This is a genomic window from Paenibacillus auburnensis (genome assembly GCF_927798115.1).
Lineage (GTDB): Bacteria > Bacillota > Bacilli > Paenibacillales > Paenibacillaceae > Paenibacillus_AQ > Paenibacillus_AQ auburnensis.
In genome coordinates this window covers 346,767-364,700 of sequence record NZ_CAKMMG010000003.1, presented here as the reverse complement: position 1 = coordinate 364,700, position 17,934 = coordinate 346,767, and the positions used below count along the sequence as shown (strand labels likewise).

At 49.2% G+C, this 17,934-nt stretch carries 9 protein-coding genes; 8 read left to right on the top strand and 1 reads right to left on the bottom strand.

From position 1 onward, the window contains the following. Nucleotides 1-99 precede the first annotated feature (99 nt). The 8 genes from L6H70_RS15385 (at nucleotide 100) to L6H70_RS15350 (ending at nucleotide 15,364) form a co-directional block, all read left to right on the top strand. Nucleotides 100-1,761 (top strand): type 2 periplasmic-binding domain-containing protein, encoded by a 1,662-nt coding sequence (locus tag L6H70_RS15385; protein WP_236334577.1) that lies wholly within the window; start codon nucleotides 100-102, stop codon nucleotides 1,759-1,761. A 933-nt stretch (nucleotides 1,762-2,694) separates the two neighbouring features. Beyond that, a complete protein-coding gene (locus tag L6H70_RS15380) occupies nucleotides 2,695-6,477 on the top strand; it encodes a family 43 glycosylhydrolase (protein ID WP_236334575.1) in 3,783 nt (1,260 codons plus the stop codon). A 335-nt stretch (nucleotides 6,478-6,812) separates the two neighbouring features. Beyond that, nucleotides 6,813-8,600 (top strand): sensor histidine kinase, encoded by a 1,788-nt coding sequence (locus L6H70_RS15375; protein ID WP_236334573.1) that lies wholly within the window; start codon nucleotides 6,813-6,815, stop codon nucleotides 8,598-8,600. Beyond that, nucleotides 8,594-10,189 (top strand): response regulator, encoded by a 1,596-nt coding sequence (locus L6H70_RS15370; protein WP_236334570.1) that lies wholly within the window; start codon nucleotides 8,594-8,596, stop codon nucleotides 10,187-10,189. Before L6H70_RS15375 ends, L6H70_RS15370 begins: the two co-directional genes overlap by 7 nt. A 134-nt stretch (nucleotides 10,190-10,323) precedes the next feature. Next, nucleotides 10,324-11,853, top strand: a complete 1,530-nt coding sequence (locus L6H70_RS15365; protein ID WP_236334568.1) for an ABC transporter substrate-binding protein — start codon at nucleotides 10,324-10,326, stop codon at nucleotides 11,851-11,853. Between the two features lie 87 nt (nucleotides 11,854-11,940). Further along, entirely contained in the window at nucleotides 11,941-12,870 is a 930-nt protein-coding gene (locus tag L6H70_RS15360) for an ABC transporter permease (RefSeq protein ID WP_236334566.1), read from the top strand. A gap of 22 nt (nucleotides 12,871-12,892) precedes the next feature. Continuing rightward, on the top strand, nucleotides 12,893-13,783 hold the full coding sequence (locus tag L6H70_RS15355; RefSeq protein WP_236334732.1) for a carbohydrate ABC transporter permease: 891 nt from the start codon (nucleotides 12,893-12,895) through the stop codon (nucleotides 13,781-13,783). Nucleotides 13,784-13,804: 21 nt separating this feature from the next. After that, nucleotides 13,805-15,364: a glycoside hydrolase family 43 protein gene (locus L6H70_RS15350; RefSeq protein ID WP_236334565.1), complete on the top strand. Its 1,560-nt coding sequence runs from the start codon at nucleotides 13,805-13,807 to the stop codon at nucleotides 15,362-15,364. Between the two features lie 178 nt (nucleotides 15,365-15,542). Here L6H70_RS15350 and L6H70_RS15345 read toward each other — a convergent pair whose 3' ends face one another. Continuing rightward, entirely contained in the window at nucleotides 15,543-17,705 is a 2,163-nt protein-coding gene (locus tag L6H70_RS15345; protein ID WP_236334562.1) for a carbohydrate-binding protein, read from the bottom strand. Nucleotides 17,706-17,934: the final 229 nt, after the last annotated feature.

Genomic DNA, 17,934 nt, shown 5'->3' with positions numbered 1-17,934 from the left:
TTTGTTGTAGTAACGACAGGAAGGTCGCCTTTACAAAGATTGTAAAAGTTAATCGTCCTGTGTTGTTATAAAGAACCATCACAAGGAGGAGTCTTAGAAATGAGAAGAAAGACAGCCGTTATGTTTATGTGCTTGATGCTTCTGCTAGTTGGCGTCCTGAGCGCTTGTTCCGGCAATAATTCAGAGAGTCAGAATGGGAACAACACACCGGGCAATGCTCCGGGGGAAGCGACGGGTAAAGAGCCTTTGACAGAACTTTCATTGCCTATTGTGAACAAGCCTTTTGAAATCGATTACTGGCGTCCGAATGATCCCAAATTGACAGCTTCGCTGGAAAATTTCGGAGAGATGGCCGCTTATAAAAAGAAAGAAGAGCTGACGGGCATTAAAGCAAATTTCATTCATCCGCCGCTTGGACAGCAGGCAGACCAGTTTAATCTGCTAGTGGCTACCAACGATATGCCTGAAGTCATCTATTACAATTGGGGGCAGGCGGTTGGCGGACCCGAGAAAATGCTTGCTGACGGTAAGATTATCCGGCTCAATGAATATATTGATCTCTACGCGCCTAATTTAAAAAAACTGATCGAAAGCGATGACGATATCCGCAAGCAGATCTCGCTTGATGACGGTACCATCTATATGTTCCCGTATCTTCGTACAGATGCACTGAAGCTTAATGCTACGAGTGGCCTAATTATTCGCAAAGACTGGCTCGATAAGCTCAATTTGGAGGTCCCTGAGACCATCGATGAATGGTATAACGTTCTGAAGGCGTTCCGTGAACAGGACCCGAACGGCAATGGTAAGAAAGACGAGCTTCCGTTTACTGGAAACTGGGGACCGGGCCATCTGGGAACGCTGGGTCTCTTTGCTCCTGCCTTTGGTGTAACCGGATTCATGATGAAGGATGGCGATATTGTTTACGGGCACATTCAGCCTGAATTCAAGGAGTTCCTGGAAACGATGAAGAAATGGTATGCCGAAGGTCTGATTGACCCTGAAATTATGACTAACGACGGTACAACCTTTGACTACAAAATAACGAATAATCTGGCGGGCGCTTATCATGCCGGGGTATTCAGCGGGATGGGCAAATATTTCAATCTGATGAAGGATACGAATCCTGAATTTGACCTGACCGGTGCGCCATGGCCAATCGGCCCGGCTGGAAAGCCATATAACAACATGACCCTGGATACAAAAGTTCTTGCATATGGGGAAGCGATTACATCATCAGCAAAAGAAGCAGATATTCCGACCATTGTGCAATGGATGGACTTTAATTATAGCCCAGAAGGACATATGCTGTTCAACTTCGGTATTGAAGGTGAAAGCTATGTCATGGAGGGAGATACCGTCAAGTTTACCGACAAAATTATGAACAATCCGAATTTGACGTACGATCAGGCGCTGGCCAGCTATGCGATGTCCATTATGGACGGTCCTATGGATCAGGATGGACGTTATCTTGATGCACTTATGACCTATGACGGACAGAAGGCAGCCAATCAGGTATGGATGAAAGCGGATGACTCGCTTTTACTGCCTGGATTGCGCTTTACCGATGAGGAATCACGTCAACTGGCATCGGTGTTAACGCCGATTACCACCTATCACGATGAAATGATGACCAAGTTTATTCTGGGCAATGTGCCGCTTACCGAATTTGATAAATACGTAGAAACTATTGAGAAAATGGGTATTAAACAGATCGTGCAAATCCATAGAGATGCCTACGAAAGGTATTTGACAAGATAACCTTTGAGTTTTAGGTAAAAGAAAAAAGCGCATTGACCTTCTGGCATGCGCTTTTTTTCTACTCATTTTATCTACCTTATGTATTTTATTTGAATGTAAGCGAAATCAAATGTAGAGATCGATGAAATGTCGATATCAATTTCCTGGATGAGAAAGGATAGGCGTCGAACTGCAATGGTTGGCAGTTTTCGGGGGCACAAAATATATCGTCCTGTGGTTCAATTTAGCGAGCGGAGAAATCAGCAAATTGGTAAGGTCCCCTGCTCCAACGTATAGTGTTAGCGGGGTTGATACAGGAGTTATAATTTACTCTCAGCTCAAGGCATCTAGCATGGCAGGAGTATCTGACGGCTCTAGTGTGGTTGAAAGACTTTAATCCGCCATACCCTTAATCAGTATGACAGCTAAAGATGACGGTCAGAAATATCTATGGTAATATAAAGATAAATATAAATGTTATTTAGTTAATGAAAATATTAATTATGAGGGGATGATGGATACATTGTTAGATGGGTAATTATTTGGTCATTTTATTGGGGGCGAGAAGGAGGAAAATCAAATTTATTCGCGTTAAGCCGTGATGGCCTGCAGCAGCTCGCTCGTCATTCTGGGATTGGAACTTGTCAACTGGAAGCGGGTTGCTCCTGAGAGCCGGTAGCTATTATTGATGAAGAAAAGGGAATTATCAGGTCTTATGGAGCTCCAGGTTTGACAAGGACTGAAGGTGAAGTTCTTCATGCCGTCTCGACGATGAATGGGACGTCGTTCTCTACACTTGAATCGCAGGGACTTTGGGTAACAGTAAAGGATGTAAAGGTCAGCAATTTATCAAGTTCAACGGCTGTTGGTGGATCAGTCTACCAGATAAGGATATTCGTTAATTGTAAACGCTCAAACGAATAGTGTTATAAAAAGAATTAGGAGGGGACCAGTATGCATGCGATGGATAATTACTTTAGGCAGATCCCACAGGAAAAGCTTCACAAGGTAATTGCATACACAGATACTTCGAAGACGTGGAAGTTGGGGCAGAGCCTTCATTTAGCCATTTATGAGCAGGGTTCAATTGTGCCGCTAAATTTTGGGTATGGTGTGTTGTTCGCGCCTGCTAATTACGATAATACGTCCAGCTTCAAATCTGGTGCTACGAGGACTTTAATTCACCCCTGGTTGTTCCGCATGGCCGACGGCAAAATCGGTGTTGTCGCAGAGAGTAGGGAGGGCATGTTGCAAGGAGAACAGGAAACAAGCATCTCCGCCTCGCCTGGCTCATTGCTATTCTGGACAACGTTGGATCTGGTTGAATACTTCTTCGAAGGCCTGATTACGATAGCAGAAGGCATGATTCTTTCCAGACCGCAAGTGACATATGAAAACGGTTTATACGTTTTAACTTGGGTGTCTACAGACGGTGACATCATGGAGAGCACCACGACCGATTTTAAACAATTCACTCCAGGGTCGGTTTCGGTAAGAAATCGGCAGAGCAATGACATGAAGATAAACGAAGATTATGTATCCTGTGTGCTCTCGATTAGCGAGCAAGAAGAGTGTTACCTACGCAGGAAGCTTGGGGAAGTTGAAAATATCGGTGTTCATCCGCTTCCGGAAATGAGTGTAACGGCTGGTACAAGGTTACGAATGGATGAGCTTCCTGGACTCACTGCGCTTTACAGCGATTCCTCGACAGCGGACAAAATCGTTCACTGGGACCGGGTGGCGTTCGAGGGCGTAGATTTCGACAAGCCTGGAACGTACCGAATAACCGGAAAGGCCGCTATCAAAGACTATGCCTGGCCATTAATCGAAAAACGCGCCGATCCAGATATCGTCCGTTACGAGGAGCGATATTATTTCATTGCTACAGATGAGGCGCTACAGGAGCATTTGTACATCCGGGTTGCTGATACGCTGGAGGGACTGGCTGATGCACCGGATCATCTATTGCTGGACCGGAGTGAAACAGGTGATCTGTCTGGGCTATTTTGGGCGCCTGAGCTGCAGCTTATAGGAGGCAAGCTACATATCCTGTTTGCTGGATCAACTGAGAGCGGCAAGCCGGATTGGTGGAAACACGTGCAGTGCCGGGTCATGAGTCTGGAAGGTGCCGACCCGTGCCGGGCCGCAGACTGGAGCCTACCGCAGCGCGTCACGAAGAGTGACGGCATAACCCCGTTATACGATAGCACCGGAATAACTCTTGATATGACGTATTTCGAGGTGAACGGCACACATTATTACGTGTGGTCGCAACGCGAAATCGAAGGGGGGATTGATTCGGCCGACCTGATGATTGCATCCATGGACCCGGTCTATCCCGCCCGGCTTGCTGGGGATCCGGTTCTCCTTGCAAAGCCGCGCTACGGCTGGGACAGACAAGGCGAGGTGAATGAAGGGCCGTATATGCTCCGCCGTGGCAACGACGTATTCCTCACCTTCTCTGGAAGCAGCACGGACAACACCTATGCGGTTGGGCTTCTGTCAGCCAAAGCAAATTCCGATTTGCTAGATCCCGAAAGCTGGAAGCTGACCGGTTATCCCGTTTTAGCATCCGACCATGTTGAGGGTCAGTTAGGCCCCGGCCATAACGGCTTCACCAAGGATGAGGACGGTAATGACGTGCTGGTATTCCATGCCAGACCGGACGGCGGCATCCGGAGCGCAGGTCTTCGGCGTGTCCACTGGGCGTTTGACGGTACACCCGTTCTTTATATGACACCTGAACGCGAGTTGAAGCTGGAATTTCGAAATCCGGTACTAACCATTCATGTGAAGGAGAACGCAGGCAGTCCGGAACTGGTCCAGGAGACGGGGGAAATAACTGAAGATTATGCCAGTCTACTTACTTATACAAAGGGGACGGGAGCCGACGATAACCATGTTTCTGGCCAGCGCGAATCGGCATTGTATGCGGCCGTAAGAATGAGAGGAGCAAGTGAATATGACTTGTTAAACAACGGCAGGCCGATCCTCTTTCCCACGAGCAGCTATGCGGCCGAGCCGGTCGGTTCAGGCAAGATGGCTTCGCCGAGCCTCTTCCGAAAACCGGATGGTACCTTCGGTCTAATTGCCGCAAACGGCAATGACGACAGCAGGGTTTATCTATTTGACACGGACGATTTAACTGCCTTCACCAATGAGCGTCTGCTTATATTAAATGACAATGGCATAGCGGTTCAAGACCCTTTTGCTGAATATGACGAAAATATAAAAGCCTACCGTGTCCGCTGGACAGGCGGTGACGGCCAGCATTACGAGACGATTACGGACCTTGAGGCAACACGCTGTTTTAAGCCGATTGCTTCACTGGACAGGCAGATGGTTCCGATCTCTATACCTGAAGCGGCGGGTGCGGTTTCGGTAATTATGCTGACCAAAGCGGAGTATGACCGGGTGGTCCAAGCCTTCTCAAGGATAATCAATACTGGCGTCAATTATCCATTCGTAACCGTGGCGATTGGACAATCTGTGATGTTGCCGGAGAGTGTTGAAGTGCTGTACAGCGATGGGTCATCCAAACGGATGGGCGTGCTATGGGAAGCGGCTGATGCAGCCAAGGTGGACATTCATACCGCAGGAGAATACACGGTCAAAGGAACCATCAGGCAGCATGTATATGCCGATCCCTTCATTAAATACCGGGCTGACCCTTTTATAACCAGAAATGGTGACGGCTATTATTATTTCACAGCGAGCTATCCTATCAAAGGTGATCAGGACCCCGAGGGCTACGACCGGATTGTGCTGCGCCGTTCCCGGACGCTGGAGGGGCTCGGCGGAACAGTCGATCTTTACGGCAATACCGAAGAAGGCGTGGAGGAAATCGTCATTTGGGATGAACAAAATGCAGCAAGCAATCACCGCTTTATATGGGCACCTGAAATTCACCAGATTAAGGGCAAGTGGTATGTCCTGTTTACAGCCAGCCGAAAGAAGTCTGATGTATGGGCGATTAGTCCAGCTGTCATTGGTTGTGGAGGCGACGGGGATCCCTTCAAGCCGGAAAACTGGGGAACTGAAGCGACCTTTTGCGAGCCTGTTCCCGAAGACAAAATCGCCTTCAGCAATTTTTCGCTGGATATGACCTACTTTGAAGCCGGAGGCAAGCATTATGTCATATGGGCGCAATACGTCGGTCATTCCTGCCTGCTGATCGCCTCCATCAATCCGGAGTGTCCGTGGAAGCTGACCAGTCCTTCCGTCATTCTTTCCTCGCCCCAATATGCCTGGGAGAAGGCGACTGACGGAGTCGGCATGATTGACGAGGGACCGGCCGTAATCAAGAAGGACGGGAAGATATATGTTGCCTTCTCTGCATCCTCTGTTAATTGGTCTTATTGTATAGGTCTTATGACAGCAATCGAGGGCACGGATCTCTTGAACCCGCTCAACTGGACTAAAAACACCTATCCGGCGCTCACCACTGATGATCTCTTGGATCAGCAAGGGCCGGGACATAATTCCTTTACGACCGATGAGTTTGGCAATCCCGTTATCATCTACCATGCCCGTACACCTGGAGAGAAAGAAGGCTCCGGTAATGGCGGGCTGGGTGATCCCGGAAGACATGCTCGTGTCAAACCGGTACACTTTGCGTTAGACGGCCGTATCGTCTTAAGCATGAAGCCTGAAGAAGAGCTGAGTTCGCAATACCGGGTGGTTACTTTACAAGTTATTGTTGCGAATAAGAACGGGGATTTTAATGAAACAACCTGACCTGAAATTATGATGTAAAGCAAAGTGAGACTGCAAACCGTGCACAGGCTGCGGTGATAATCAGCTGGCTGAGTGGTCTACTATTAAATACCTGTAAATACAATATGGCCCCATAAGAAAAAGTCCCCGTTCCAATGGAGCGGGGATTGCTGCGTGGTTGGCAGTTTTAGGGAATGGTAGAAGCTTCACAATAACTGCTGCATAGCCTCAGGATGCAAAGATTAAGATCAGGGAGTGCATATAGAAAATAATCATATCGCCAATACCGGCTTAGTGATGTATTATCGTTCTGTCAGAATAGATAACGTATTCTCAGCACAGAGAGGAAGATCACCATGCCCCGTACACTTCGTATCCGGCACAATCCTTTTTTAACCTGGCAGTCCATCCGCGTGAAAATGCTGGCCGGCTTATTTCTGATTGTCACTCCGCTGATTGCATTCCTGATCTATTCCAATGTGTATGCCATTCATACGGTAAGAACCCAGGTGGCGGAATCCAGCAAGGATCTTCTGTCACTGTACAGAAGTCAGGTTGATGCCCGGCTGCAGGAAGCCGATAATTATCTGAACGGCCTGATGCTTGATCCGGAGCTGTCGGATTTTGATTTTTACAGCGCGGCGGATGAGCGTCTCTTTGTAAAACAGCGAATTAACAACAACCTCTCCAATTCTATTCTGCGTTATTCTGTGCTGGACGGATTGTTTGTGTACCTGGCTTCGGATGATGCTTTTTTGTATTCCTTTCAGACCAGATCCACCTATATCGACAGGATGTACATGAAGGACTATATTGTCAGTGAGGTTAGCAAAAGCGAAAGCCTGCAGCGTCAGCATATGAAGAGCTGGTATGTTCAGCGCAGCGGGGACCAGACGTACCTGATGCGCTTTTTTGTAATGCCGAATCAATCGGTGGTAGGCGCATGGATCAATATGAATGCCTTTAAAACCCCGCTGGAGCTTCTGGGGATCGGCGACAAAGGAGCGGCTCTGCTCGTGGACGACCGCGGAAATGCGCTGGTTAACCAGAGCTTTATCCGTGATACAGGGGCCGAGATCAAGCTGAATGAGGGGTCCTATTATTTGACGGGGGCTACGGAGCGTTATCTGACGGTAGGGGAACGTTCCCACGAAGGAGACTTCAGCCTGTATGCGTTTATACCGGAGGAAAAAATATTGCAGCAGCTGCCGACACTGCGGGCGATCTCGTTTATCCTGCCCTTTGCCTCAATACTCATTCTGCTGCTGGGGTTGGTGCTGCTGCGCAAAACACTGCTTATTCCGCTGAACCGCCTGTTAAAAGCGATGAACCGGATTCAGCAGGGGAACCTGGATACCCAGATTAAGCAATTTCCCACGTCCGTTGAATTCAGGGCCGTTAACGATACGTTCAACAATATGATGGAGCAGATCAAGAACCTGCGCATTAACGTCTACGAAGAGCAGCTGAACAAGCAGAAGGCGGAGCTCCAGCATCTGCAGTTGCAGATCAAGCCCCATTTTTATATCAACACGTTAAACCTGCTGCATACCCTGGCCCGGACCAGGGAAGTGAAGCTGCTGGAGGAGCTGTCGCTGTATCTGATCCGTTATTTCCGTTATATGTTTCAGAGTAATCTAAGCTTTGTCACGCTCAGGGACGAGCTGCAGCATGTGAGCAATTATTTGCGCATTCAGGAGTTGCGGTTTCCCGGTCAGCTGATTCCCGAGATCAAGGCTCCCGAATTTCTGCTGAGTACGCCGGTGCCTCCGCTTGTCCTTCAGACCTTTGTGGAGAACGCAGTTAAGCATGCCATTACCCTGGATGATCCGGTATACCTGTATATCGAACTTGAGATGAGTGAACAGCCGCAGGCGGGAATCCAGATCCAGATCCGTGATACCGGTCCGGGCTTTCGGGATGAGATTATCCGCATGATAAATCAGGAGGAGCGTATCGTTGATGAAGAAGGTGAGCATATCGGCATACGGAACCTGAAGCAGAGGCTCCGCCTCCTCTATCACGGGCAGGGAGAAATTACCCTCTGCAATGCTGTGCCGCACGGGGCAAGCGTTGGAATTACGCTTCCGTTTGCTCCTGATAATCATTCAAACCATAGCCCTGGAGGTACTGCACCATGTTAACCATGCTGATTGTAGATGATGAAAAACTGTTTGCGGATTCGCTGAAGAGTGAAATAGAATGGGCCTCCCTAGGGATAGGTCCCGTCTATACGGCTTATAATTCCCGCCAGGCCAAAGAAATCTATGCAAGCGCTCAGGTGGATTTCATGCTATGCGATATTGAGATGCCGCAAGGGAGCGGACTTGAGCTGCTGGCCTGGGTAAGGGAGCATTATCCGCGCACCGAATCTGTGTTCATGACCTGCCATGCCGATTTCCGGTATGCGCAGCGGGCGGTGCAGCTTGGGAGCTTTGACTATTTATTGAAACCTGTTGCTGAGGATGAGTTGCGTGATGTCGCCCGCAGGGCAGCGGAGAAAATCAATAAAGACAAGGAGACCAAGCAATACAGCCGGTTCGGGGAGTTCTGGTCCAAGCACCAGCCGCTGCTGGCGGAGCGCTTCTGGCTGGACATCATTAACCATACGATTCCGTCCAATCCGGAGCTGATCCGCAGGGAAGCAGAAGTGCGCAACATTCCGTATGATACGGACATGAGGCTGCTGCCTGCCCTTATATCCATCCAGCGCTACAACAAATCCTTTTCGCCCCGCGACGAAAAAATCATCGAATATGCCCTGATCAACTCCGGCGCCGAGCTGCTGGGTATTCAGGGCAGCGGCCTGCTATTCGGCTTGCCGGAGCGCAAGTTGCTGGCGCTGATTCCTGTGGAGCGGAATGCACTTGAAATCCAGGAGACGCTGCAGGCAAGCGGGCGTGCTTTTATAGATACAGCAAGCACCTATTTCTATTGCGACATATCTGTCTACATCGGCAATGAGGTTCTTGGTCATGAGCTGACGGATATGGTAGGCCGGCTGGCGGAATGGGACCTGAACAATGTAGCCCACGGCAATAGAGTGCTGCTGTGGCGGAATAAACCCTATGGCCAGCAGAATATAGTTCTGCCGGATATGAGTACCTGGTCTGTGCTGCTGAAGGAGGGACACGGGGACAGAGTGCTGGAAGAGGCGGAGAAGTTCCTTCATGGCCTAAGCGGTGCGGAGACCATAGATGCAGACAGCTTATACCGGTTTCACCATAACTTTCTGCAGATGGTCTATTATGTACTGAAGCTAAGCGGCATTGAGGCCCAGCTCCTGTTTAACGATGAAACCTCCTCCGTGCTGTTCCAGCGGGCCGCCCGCTCTCTGACGGATATGAAGGAGTGGATGAAGCATACCCTCTCCAAGGCGACAGGTTATGAAGGAACGGTTCAGCAATCACAGCCGATTATGAAGGATGCGGAGCAGTTCATCCTGCAGGAGCTGGAATCGGAGGATTTGACCCGCGAGGCTGTAGCCAGCCATGTTTTCCTGAACCCGGATTACCTGGACAGGCTCTTTAAGAAGGAATCCGGCCATTCCGTCACAGAGTTTATTGTATCCAGAAGGATGCTACTGGCCCGCGATTTGCTGACGGCAACCAATCAGTCTGTCAGCTCCATTGCCTCCCGCGCAGGCTACACCAACCTGGCCCACTTCTCCCGGAGATTCAAGCAGGTGGTTGGGATGAGCCCGAAGGACTACCGGAACAAGCATAAGCAGTAAAAAGCATACAGGTCGAAAATGTGCAAATGTGAGGTCGAAAACAGAGTAGTGAGGAAATGTGGCCCGCTGTAACATTATAAACAGATTCGATGCAAATTCGATTCCAACTCACACACGGTACAGGGGGATGAAAAATGAAGAAAAAGCTTGGCTGGTTGAGTCTCATACTGGTATTTATGCTTGCAGTAACCGCTTGTTCAGGAAATTCCGGGGGTAACAATACAGGCGGAGGGAACAAAGAAGCAGGCAGTGCCGATCCGTCCGGGAGTAAAGAGGAGCCTTATGAAGTGGTGTACGCTTATCCGGCGTTCTCCAATGTACCGGCAGACATACAGGAGGTACAGGAGGCCATCAACAAGATTTCGGTGGACAAAATCAATGTAAAGGTCAAGCTTCTGCCGATTAGTAACAGCGCTTTCACCAACCAGATCAACCTGATGCTATCAAGCGGGGAAAAGCTGGATATGTTCGCCATGCTCAGCACCTACAGCAATCAGGTAGCCAAAGGAGCCTTGTACCCGATTGGCAATATCATGGAAGCCAATGCGCAAGGGACAATCGATGCCCTTGGCGTCGATTACTATAACGCTACCAAGGTTGGCGGCGTCAGCTACGGTGTACCGAGTCTCCGCGATTTGGCGCAGGATTTCGGTATAGTAGTCCGCAAGGATATTGTGGACAAAAATAACATCAACCTAGATGATGTGAAAACCTTTGATGATTTCGAGTTAGTCTTTAAGGCAGTAAAAGAAAATGAGCCGGGAATGGCCGGTGCTACCAACCTGACGAACGGATCGATTCTCAGTACTTACGGAATCCAGGATCCGCTCGGGAACAACCTGGGTGTCCTGCTAAATCATGGACTTGATGATGTGAAGGTCGTGAACCTGTTCGCTTCCGAGGAGTATAAACAGATTGTAACCAAGATCCGCGAGTGGTATCTGGCAGGCTACCTGGTCAAGGATGCCGCAACCAGCCCGGAATTAAACAATGTGATGGTGAAATCCGGCAAGGCAGCCAGCTGGTTATCCGCGATGAAGCCGGGCTTTGAAACACAGGAAAGCCGCAATGTCGGGGTGGAAATGACTGCTGCACGTACGCAGAAGCCAGTGGCCATGACCGATACGGTGACTAACGTTGCTATCGGTGTTGCAGCCACTTCAGAGAAGCCGGAAAAAGCATTGCAGTTTCTGAACCTGATGTACACCGACAAGGACATTGTAAACCTGATCGACTGGGGGATTGAAGGCAAGCATTATGTAAAAGTCCAAGGTGCGGATAATGTGATCAAATACCCGGATGGAGTTACAGGTGACAATGTCGGATACAAGAGTGACGGCTGGATGCACGGCAACCAGTTCCTCTCCTATGTCTTCGAGGGCGATGATCCTGAAGTGTATGTGAAGATGAACGAGTTCAACCAGTCTGCCGCCAAATCCAAAGCCCTCGGCTTTACCTTTAACGGTGATTCTGTAAAGGCTGAAATTGCCGCCTGCAATGCGGTGCTTGACCAATACCGCCGGGCTATCGAGAGCGGCGTGCTTGAGCTGGACAAAGCGCTTCCCGAATTCCTGAAGAAGCTCGATGATGCCGGTATTAATACCATCATCACCGAAAAGCAGAAGCAGCTGGATGAATGGGCTGCCGGCAACGCGTCCAAATAGGAAGGCTTACGATCCAATCAGCAGAAGGCTGGTTGGATCGTATTTTTAAAATGCTATTTTGCCAAAAGGAAAGGAAGTGCAGTCCAAATGAAGCAGCTGAGCTTAAAGCAAGGCAGCAAGAAGCTTAAATATGCCCCCTTATACTTGCTGATGATTCCGGGAATCGTCTATCTGCTGATCAACAATTATTTCCCGATGCTGGGGATATTCATTGCTTTCAAAAATATTAATTTCACCAAAGGCATATTCGGCAGCGAATGGATCGGCTTTCAGAATTTCAAATATTTGTTCCAGACAAGTGACGCTTATATCATCACGCGAAATACGATCTTATATAATGCGGTGTTCATCGTGCTGGGAACGCTATTCGCGATCGCCTTTGCCATTCTGCTCAATGAGATCAAGAAAAAGGTGCTGTCCCGGTTCTATCAGAGTGTTATTGTCCTGCCCCATCTGATTTCATTCGTTGTTGTCGGTTACCTGGCCTATGCCGGACTGAGCCTGGAGACGGGCTTTATGAACAAAACCGTCCTGCCGCTCCTGGGGATTGATCCGATTTCGTGGTACACCGAGCCGAAGTACTGGCCGTTTATCCTGACGATTATTCATCTATGGAAATCTATCGGCTTCAGCTGCATAATCTTTCTGGCTTCTATTATAAGTATTGATACGGAATACTATGAAGCTGCAACGCTGGACGGAGCCTCCAAGTGGGCGCAGATCCGCTCCATAACGATTCCGCTGATTACGCCGGTTATTGTCATGCTGACACTGCTGGGTATCGGCAGGATCTTTTACTCCGATTTCGGGCTGTTCTATCAGGTGCCAATGAATGCAGGATTTATTTCGGATACGACGAGCGTGATTGATACTTATGTCTATAAGGGACTGATGGTATCAGGGGATATGGGGATGGCATCGGCGGCCGGCGTCTATCAGTCCATCGTCGGCTTCATTCTGGTGCTCGGGGCGAATCTGCTTGTCCGCAGGTTCAGCAAAGATAATGCGTTATTCTAAACAGAATCGGGGTGAGCGGATTATGATTAACGAGAGTAAAGCAATGAAATGGATTTCTAATATGGTCTTGGGGCTATTTGCCGCGGCGTGTCTTGTTCCCTTTGCCCTGCTGATAATTGCGTCGTTCAGCAGTGAAGAAAGTATCGTCCGGCAGGGCTATACGTTCTTCCCGGAGGCGTTCAGCCTGAAGGCCTATGAGTATCTCTGGCAGCATCAGCTGGAGCTGGGCCGGGCTTACGGCATTACAATTCTTATAACAACGGTTGGAACTGCAGTAAGTCTGGCTATCACCTCGATGCTGGCTTATCCGTTATCCCGCCGGGATATGCCGCTGAACAGGTTCTGGACCTTCATCGTCTTTTTTACCATGCTGTTTAACGGCGGTCTGGTGCCGACTTATCTGGTGTATACACAGCTTTTTGATATCAAAAATACACTCTTCGGCCTGCTCCTGCCAGGCCTGCTGATGAACGGCTTTAATATCCTGCTGGTCCGGACGTTCTTCCTGACCTCGATTCCGCCTGCACTGATTGATGCGGCAAGTATAGACGGGGCGGGGGAGATCAAAATTTTCTACCGGATCATCCTTCCGTTATCCATGCCTATTATGGCAACGATCGGGCTGTTTCAGGCTATCGCCTACTGGAATGACTGGTTCAATGGCCTGATCTATATTACCGACACCCGGATGTTCGGGATTCAGACGATTCTCACCAAGATGGTGATGGACATTCAGTTCCTGACAAGCAACAGCAATGCTGCTGGCGTGAACGCCGGAGCAGCGATAGCGGAGCTCCCAAGCACTTCCGTCCGGATGGCCATTGCGGCTATCGGAGTTCTGCCGATCCTGATCGCGTATCCGTTCTTCCAGAAATATTTTGTTAAGGGTATCACCATTGGCGCTGTCAAATAAAAAGAGAGAAGGAGCATGGAGATGAAATTCAGCAATCCGATTGTTAGCGGAGCCTATCCGGACCCGAGCATCTGCCGGGTGGATGACGACTATTACCTGGTTAACAGCTCGTTTGGTTATTTCCCCGGGCTGCCTATTTTCCACAGCAAGGATCTAATTAACTGGCGGCAGATCGGCTACGGCTTAACCAGGGAGAGCCAGGTGCCCTTGCTCAGCAGCGAGGGGGCAGACGGTGGCCCGTTGTTCAGCTATATGGGCATTTATGCGCCGACAATCCGTTTTCATAACGGACAGTTCTACATTGTGACCACCAACACGGTTGGCGGGCGGAACTTTATCATCCAGGCGGAAAAGCCGGAGGGTCCATGGTCTGAGCCTCTTTATCTGGACCAATGGGGAGGAATTGATCCGTCACTATTATTTGACGAAGACGGAAAAGTATATATTACAGGTACGGGGAGCTACAAGGATGCTGTTCCGGGGGTTTATCAGGCGGAAATGGATCTCTCTACAGGTGACATTCTGACAGAACGGCAGCTGATCTGGGAAGGGACCGGCGGCAGCTTTCCGGAAGGCCCGCATTTGTACCGTATAAATGACTTCTATTATTTGCTTATAGCCGAAGGCGGCACGGAGTACGGCCATATGGTGACAGTTGCCAGAAGCCGCCAGCCTTACGGGCCTTTTGAGACCTGTCCATACAATCCCGTTCTGACTCACAGAAGCATCAGCCATCCGGTTCAGGCTACCGGACATGCTGATTTCGTTCAGGCCCATGACGGCACATGGTGGACCGTACTGCTCGGCATCCGGCCGGTCGGGTATCCCTTTCACCACCATCTGGGCAGGGAAACGTACCTAGCACCTGTAACCTGGACCGAGGACGGCTGGCCGCTGATTGGCGAAAACGGACGAATCGGATTGGAGATGGAAGCTCCGGGGTTTTTCGGAGGCTATGACGCGGGGTTATCCCGCTTTGGCAGGGACGGCTTCGATGGCGGGGCTCTGGGCCTGCAGTGGAACTTTTTTAAGAATCCGCCTGAACAGAGCTACTCGCTTTCTGACCGGAAAAGCTGTCTAACGCTATATGGAACAGAATATACACTGGACGACTCACAGCAGCTGGCCTTTGTCGGCCGCAGGCAGCAGGATTTCGATTGTGCGGTCTCAGCTCTGCTGCTGTTTGATCCGGTTAATGACGGTGAAGAAGCTGGATTGACCGTCTATATGAACGAAAGAGCCCATTACGAGATTGGGATGAGAAAAGATAACGGCCGCAGGACACTGTTCTTGCGCCGGCGTATCGGTTCGCTGTGGAAGGTGGAAAGGGAGGATGAGCTGGTGGCAACCGAGGTGGTTTTGAGCATCCGATCGGATTCCCAACAGTATATCTTCAGCTATTCCTTAGCCGGACAGGAGTGGGTTATAATCGGCAGCGGGGAATGCTCGTATGTGGCAACAGAGGTAGCAGGAGGTTTCACAGGGGTATACTTCGGAATGTATGCAACAGGAAACGGAAAGATCAGCCGGTCTCCTGCGCATTTTGAATATTTTGATTATATTCAGAAAGAAATGATATAGCTGGGAATTTCGTAGCACCATGTTATGCGCGGAATTAGTACAATGCTAAAAAGAATGAATTTTTAGCTTTCAAACATAGACACATGCCAATCATAGCAATGGCCTTAGTCTCCCTGATTCAAGACTAAGGCCATCCTATGTTTATTTTAATTTGTCGCCTAAACAGTTTTTAGTAGCATCAGTTCTTTGCAGCAGCTACGGAAATCTGGTCGATATCCGGAGCGTAGGCTGTGCCGTTAGAGAAGCGAATCGTATTGCTGCCGGCGTTCAGCTGTACGTCGACGACTGTTGTATAGAAGGTTGACCAGTTCAGCGTATTGCGGAAATACTTACGCTGCGCCGTTCCGCCGTTCACGCTGATATCGGCATAACGGTTCACGATATTGTTGTTGTAAGCGTGTGTTCCTACAACTTCGGCATTGGCATACGTAACGACCATCTGGTAAAGCCCGGTCACCGGCACATTGATGGTATTGAATTGTAAGTAGTTCCCGGATCCCGCTCCGATCCATTTTACTACACTGCCACCTGCTGCATTGGCACTGCTGGAAATGGCAGCATTGCCGCCGAGACTATTGGCGGATGCTTCCGCCTGGTATGACGTGATACTGCCCGATGTTGGCACGACATCGATATAGTCAATGTTTACGGCATCCGATTCATCATTTGTGAACGCTTTCAGATTAATACGGTTAATGCCGGCGGTGAGGAAGACACGAAGGGTAGAACTGTCCCAAGTTTCCCAATTGGCCGTAGCCGGTAGGGATAAGTCTGTCAGTGTACTGCCGTTCAAATCCATACGGAGGTTGCGTGTAGCAGGTGCACTGCCTAACGGCCCCGCTGCATATCGGACCGTGACATTATAATAACCATCCCCTGTGGCATTTACTACAAAATTTGTACTGGCGTTGTTGCTTCCTCCGTACCCTTCAACGAATGAAGTGCCGGAGTAACCCCCTGTTGATCCATAAGTAATTGCAGCTGTTCCTGTGATATCGGCATACTCGGCCTGATAACGGGTAGAGCTGCCAACGGGGGACAAGTCCTTATCAGGGGTAACGATTAACTGATAGGCTGATTGCGCTTTTAACCCATTGACCGGTACTGTAATTTGCCCGTTAACAATCGGATAGTCTCCCTCTTGCACCACATACGGAACATTTGCGGGGGTTGTTCCCGTGTTATCCGTACCCCATACCGTGACGTGAGCAGAGCTACCAAAGTAGGAAGCTGAACCGAAGCCCTTGATGACTACATCGGTGCCGAAAACGTCCGTACTGTTAAGTGAACCTCCCAGAATAATACGCGCCTGCTTCTTCGAGCTGTCCAGAGATGCGACGCCTTGAAGCGAACCATTCTGGGAAGGAGGAGTGACCTGCACCGTTCTGCCCGTCATCCCGGCGTACCACTTATAAAGCCACCATGCGCCTGTCGGCCGGTTATTCTGAGTGACCAGATCGTTCAAAGAGCCTGCCGTAGTCCAATAGGCAAGATTGCCGTCTACCTTGCTGCTCTCAAATTTTGCGATAAACTGAACAAGATTTCCCGGGACGCCGATGTCGGTTGAAGCTCTTCCGTATTCATTAATGACGATCGGCCGCGCAGCAATACCGAGACTAGCTTCAACTCCGCGATAATGGTTGTAATGCGTATACCAATCTGTGAAGAATGAATTGTCCAGCTCATGCCATAGCATGATGTCAGGCAGTACGTTATTCTCTTTTGCAAAGGTCATGAACTGGCTGTAAACATTCGCATTATAGTACGAGTATGTTGGTCCGGCAATTTTTGCGTTAGGATAAATCGAACGGATCCGTTGATAGACGGTTTTCCAGTCGTTAAAAAAGTTCTGCAGCTTGTCCGTGGGGTTGTACCAAATCCAGTCGGGTTCGTTGAATGGAATAAAGGCATAGACCTCTTTATTTGGGTCAGCTAGTACGTTATTCACTATCGTATCTACCTTCGTTAAGTAATCAGCCAGGCCGTTATTTTCATAGGGCCAATTCTGGTAGATATCTTGCATCTCAATCAAAATTTGTCGTCCGCCCGCCCGGATGAATTGGGGAGCCACTACGAGTGCGTCGCCATTCGGGTGCTGCAGTCCATTCGGGGCTTTTTGAGAAATTGTTTGCGGTTTGAGAGGGATGAGCATATTATCGCTTGGAATGCCCGGATCACTGAGACCATAGAGAAAACCGTTGGCACCATACCTGATAGTCCCGGTATCTTTCGATAAATCTACAATGAATTGTGAGTTCGCTGCATGTCCCGTATTTGCGGGCAATAAGGTCAAAGCAAGAGCAGCGCCAAGAAATGCGGACATCCATTTGAATCTCTTCATTTCATCATTCCTCCTTAATGAATAATACACGGAGTTCAACTAGCAACCTGTCTTTGGTGGGTAGATTGAATGGGGCTTCTATCATTCTCCTTTCTATCCTGGTTTATATTCAGCTTAATGAAACGGCCTGTACGATGAAATGTACAAATTTGACAACATACGATTCATTTTTTTACATTCGGGTCGTTTTTGATCGGGAATCAAAAATTAAGGGTAGCCAACCTCTGGC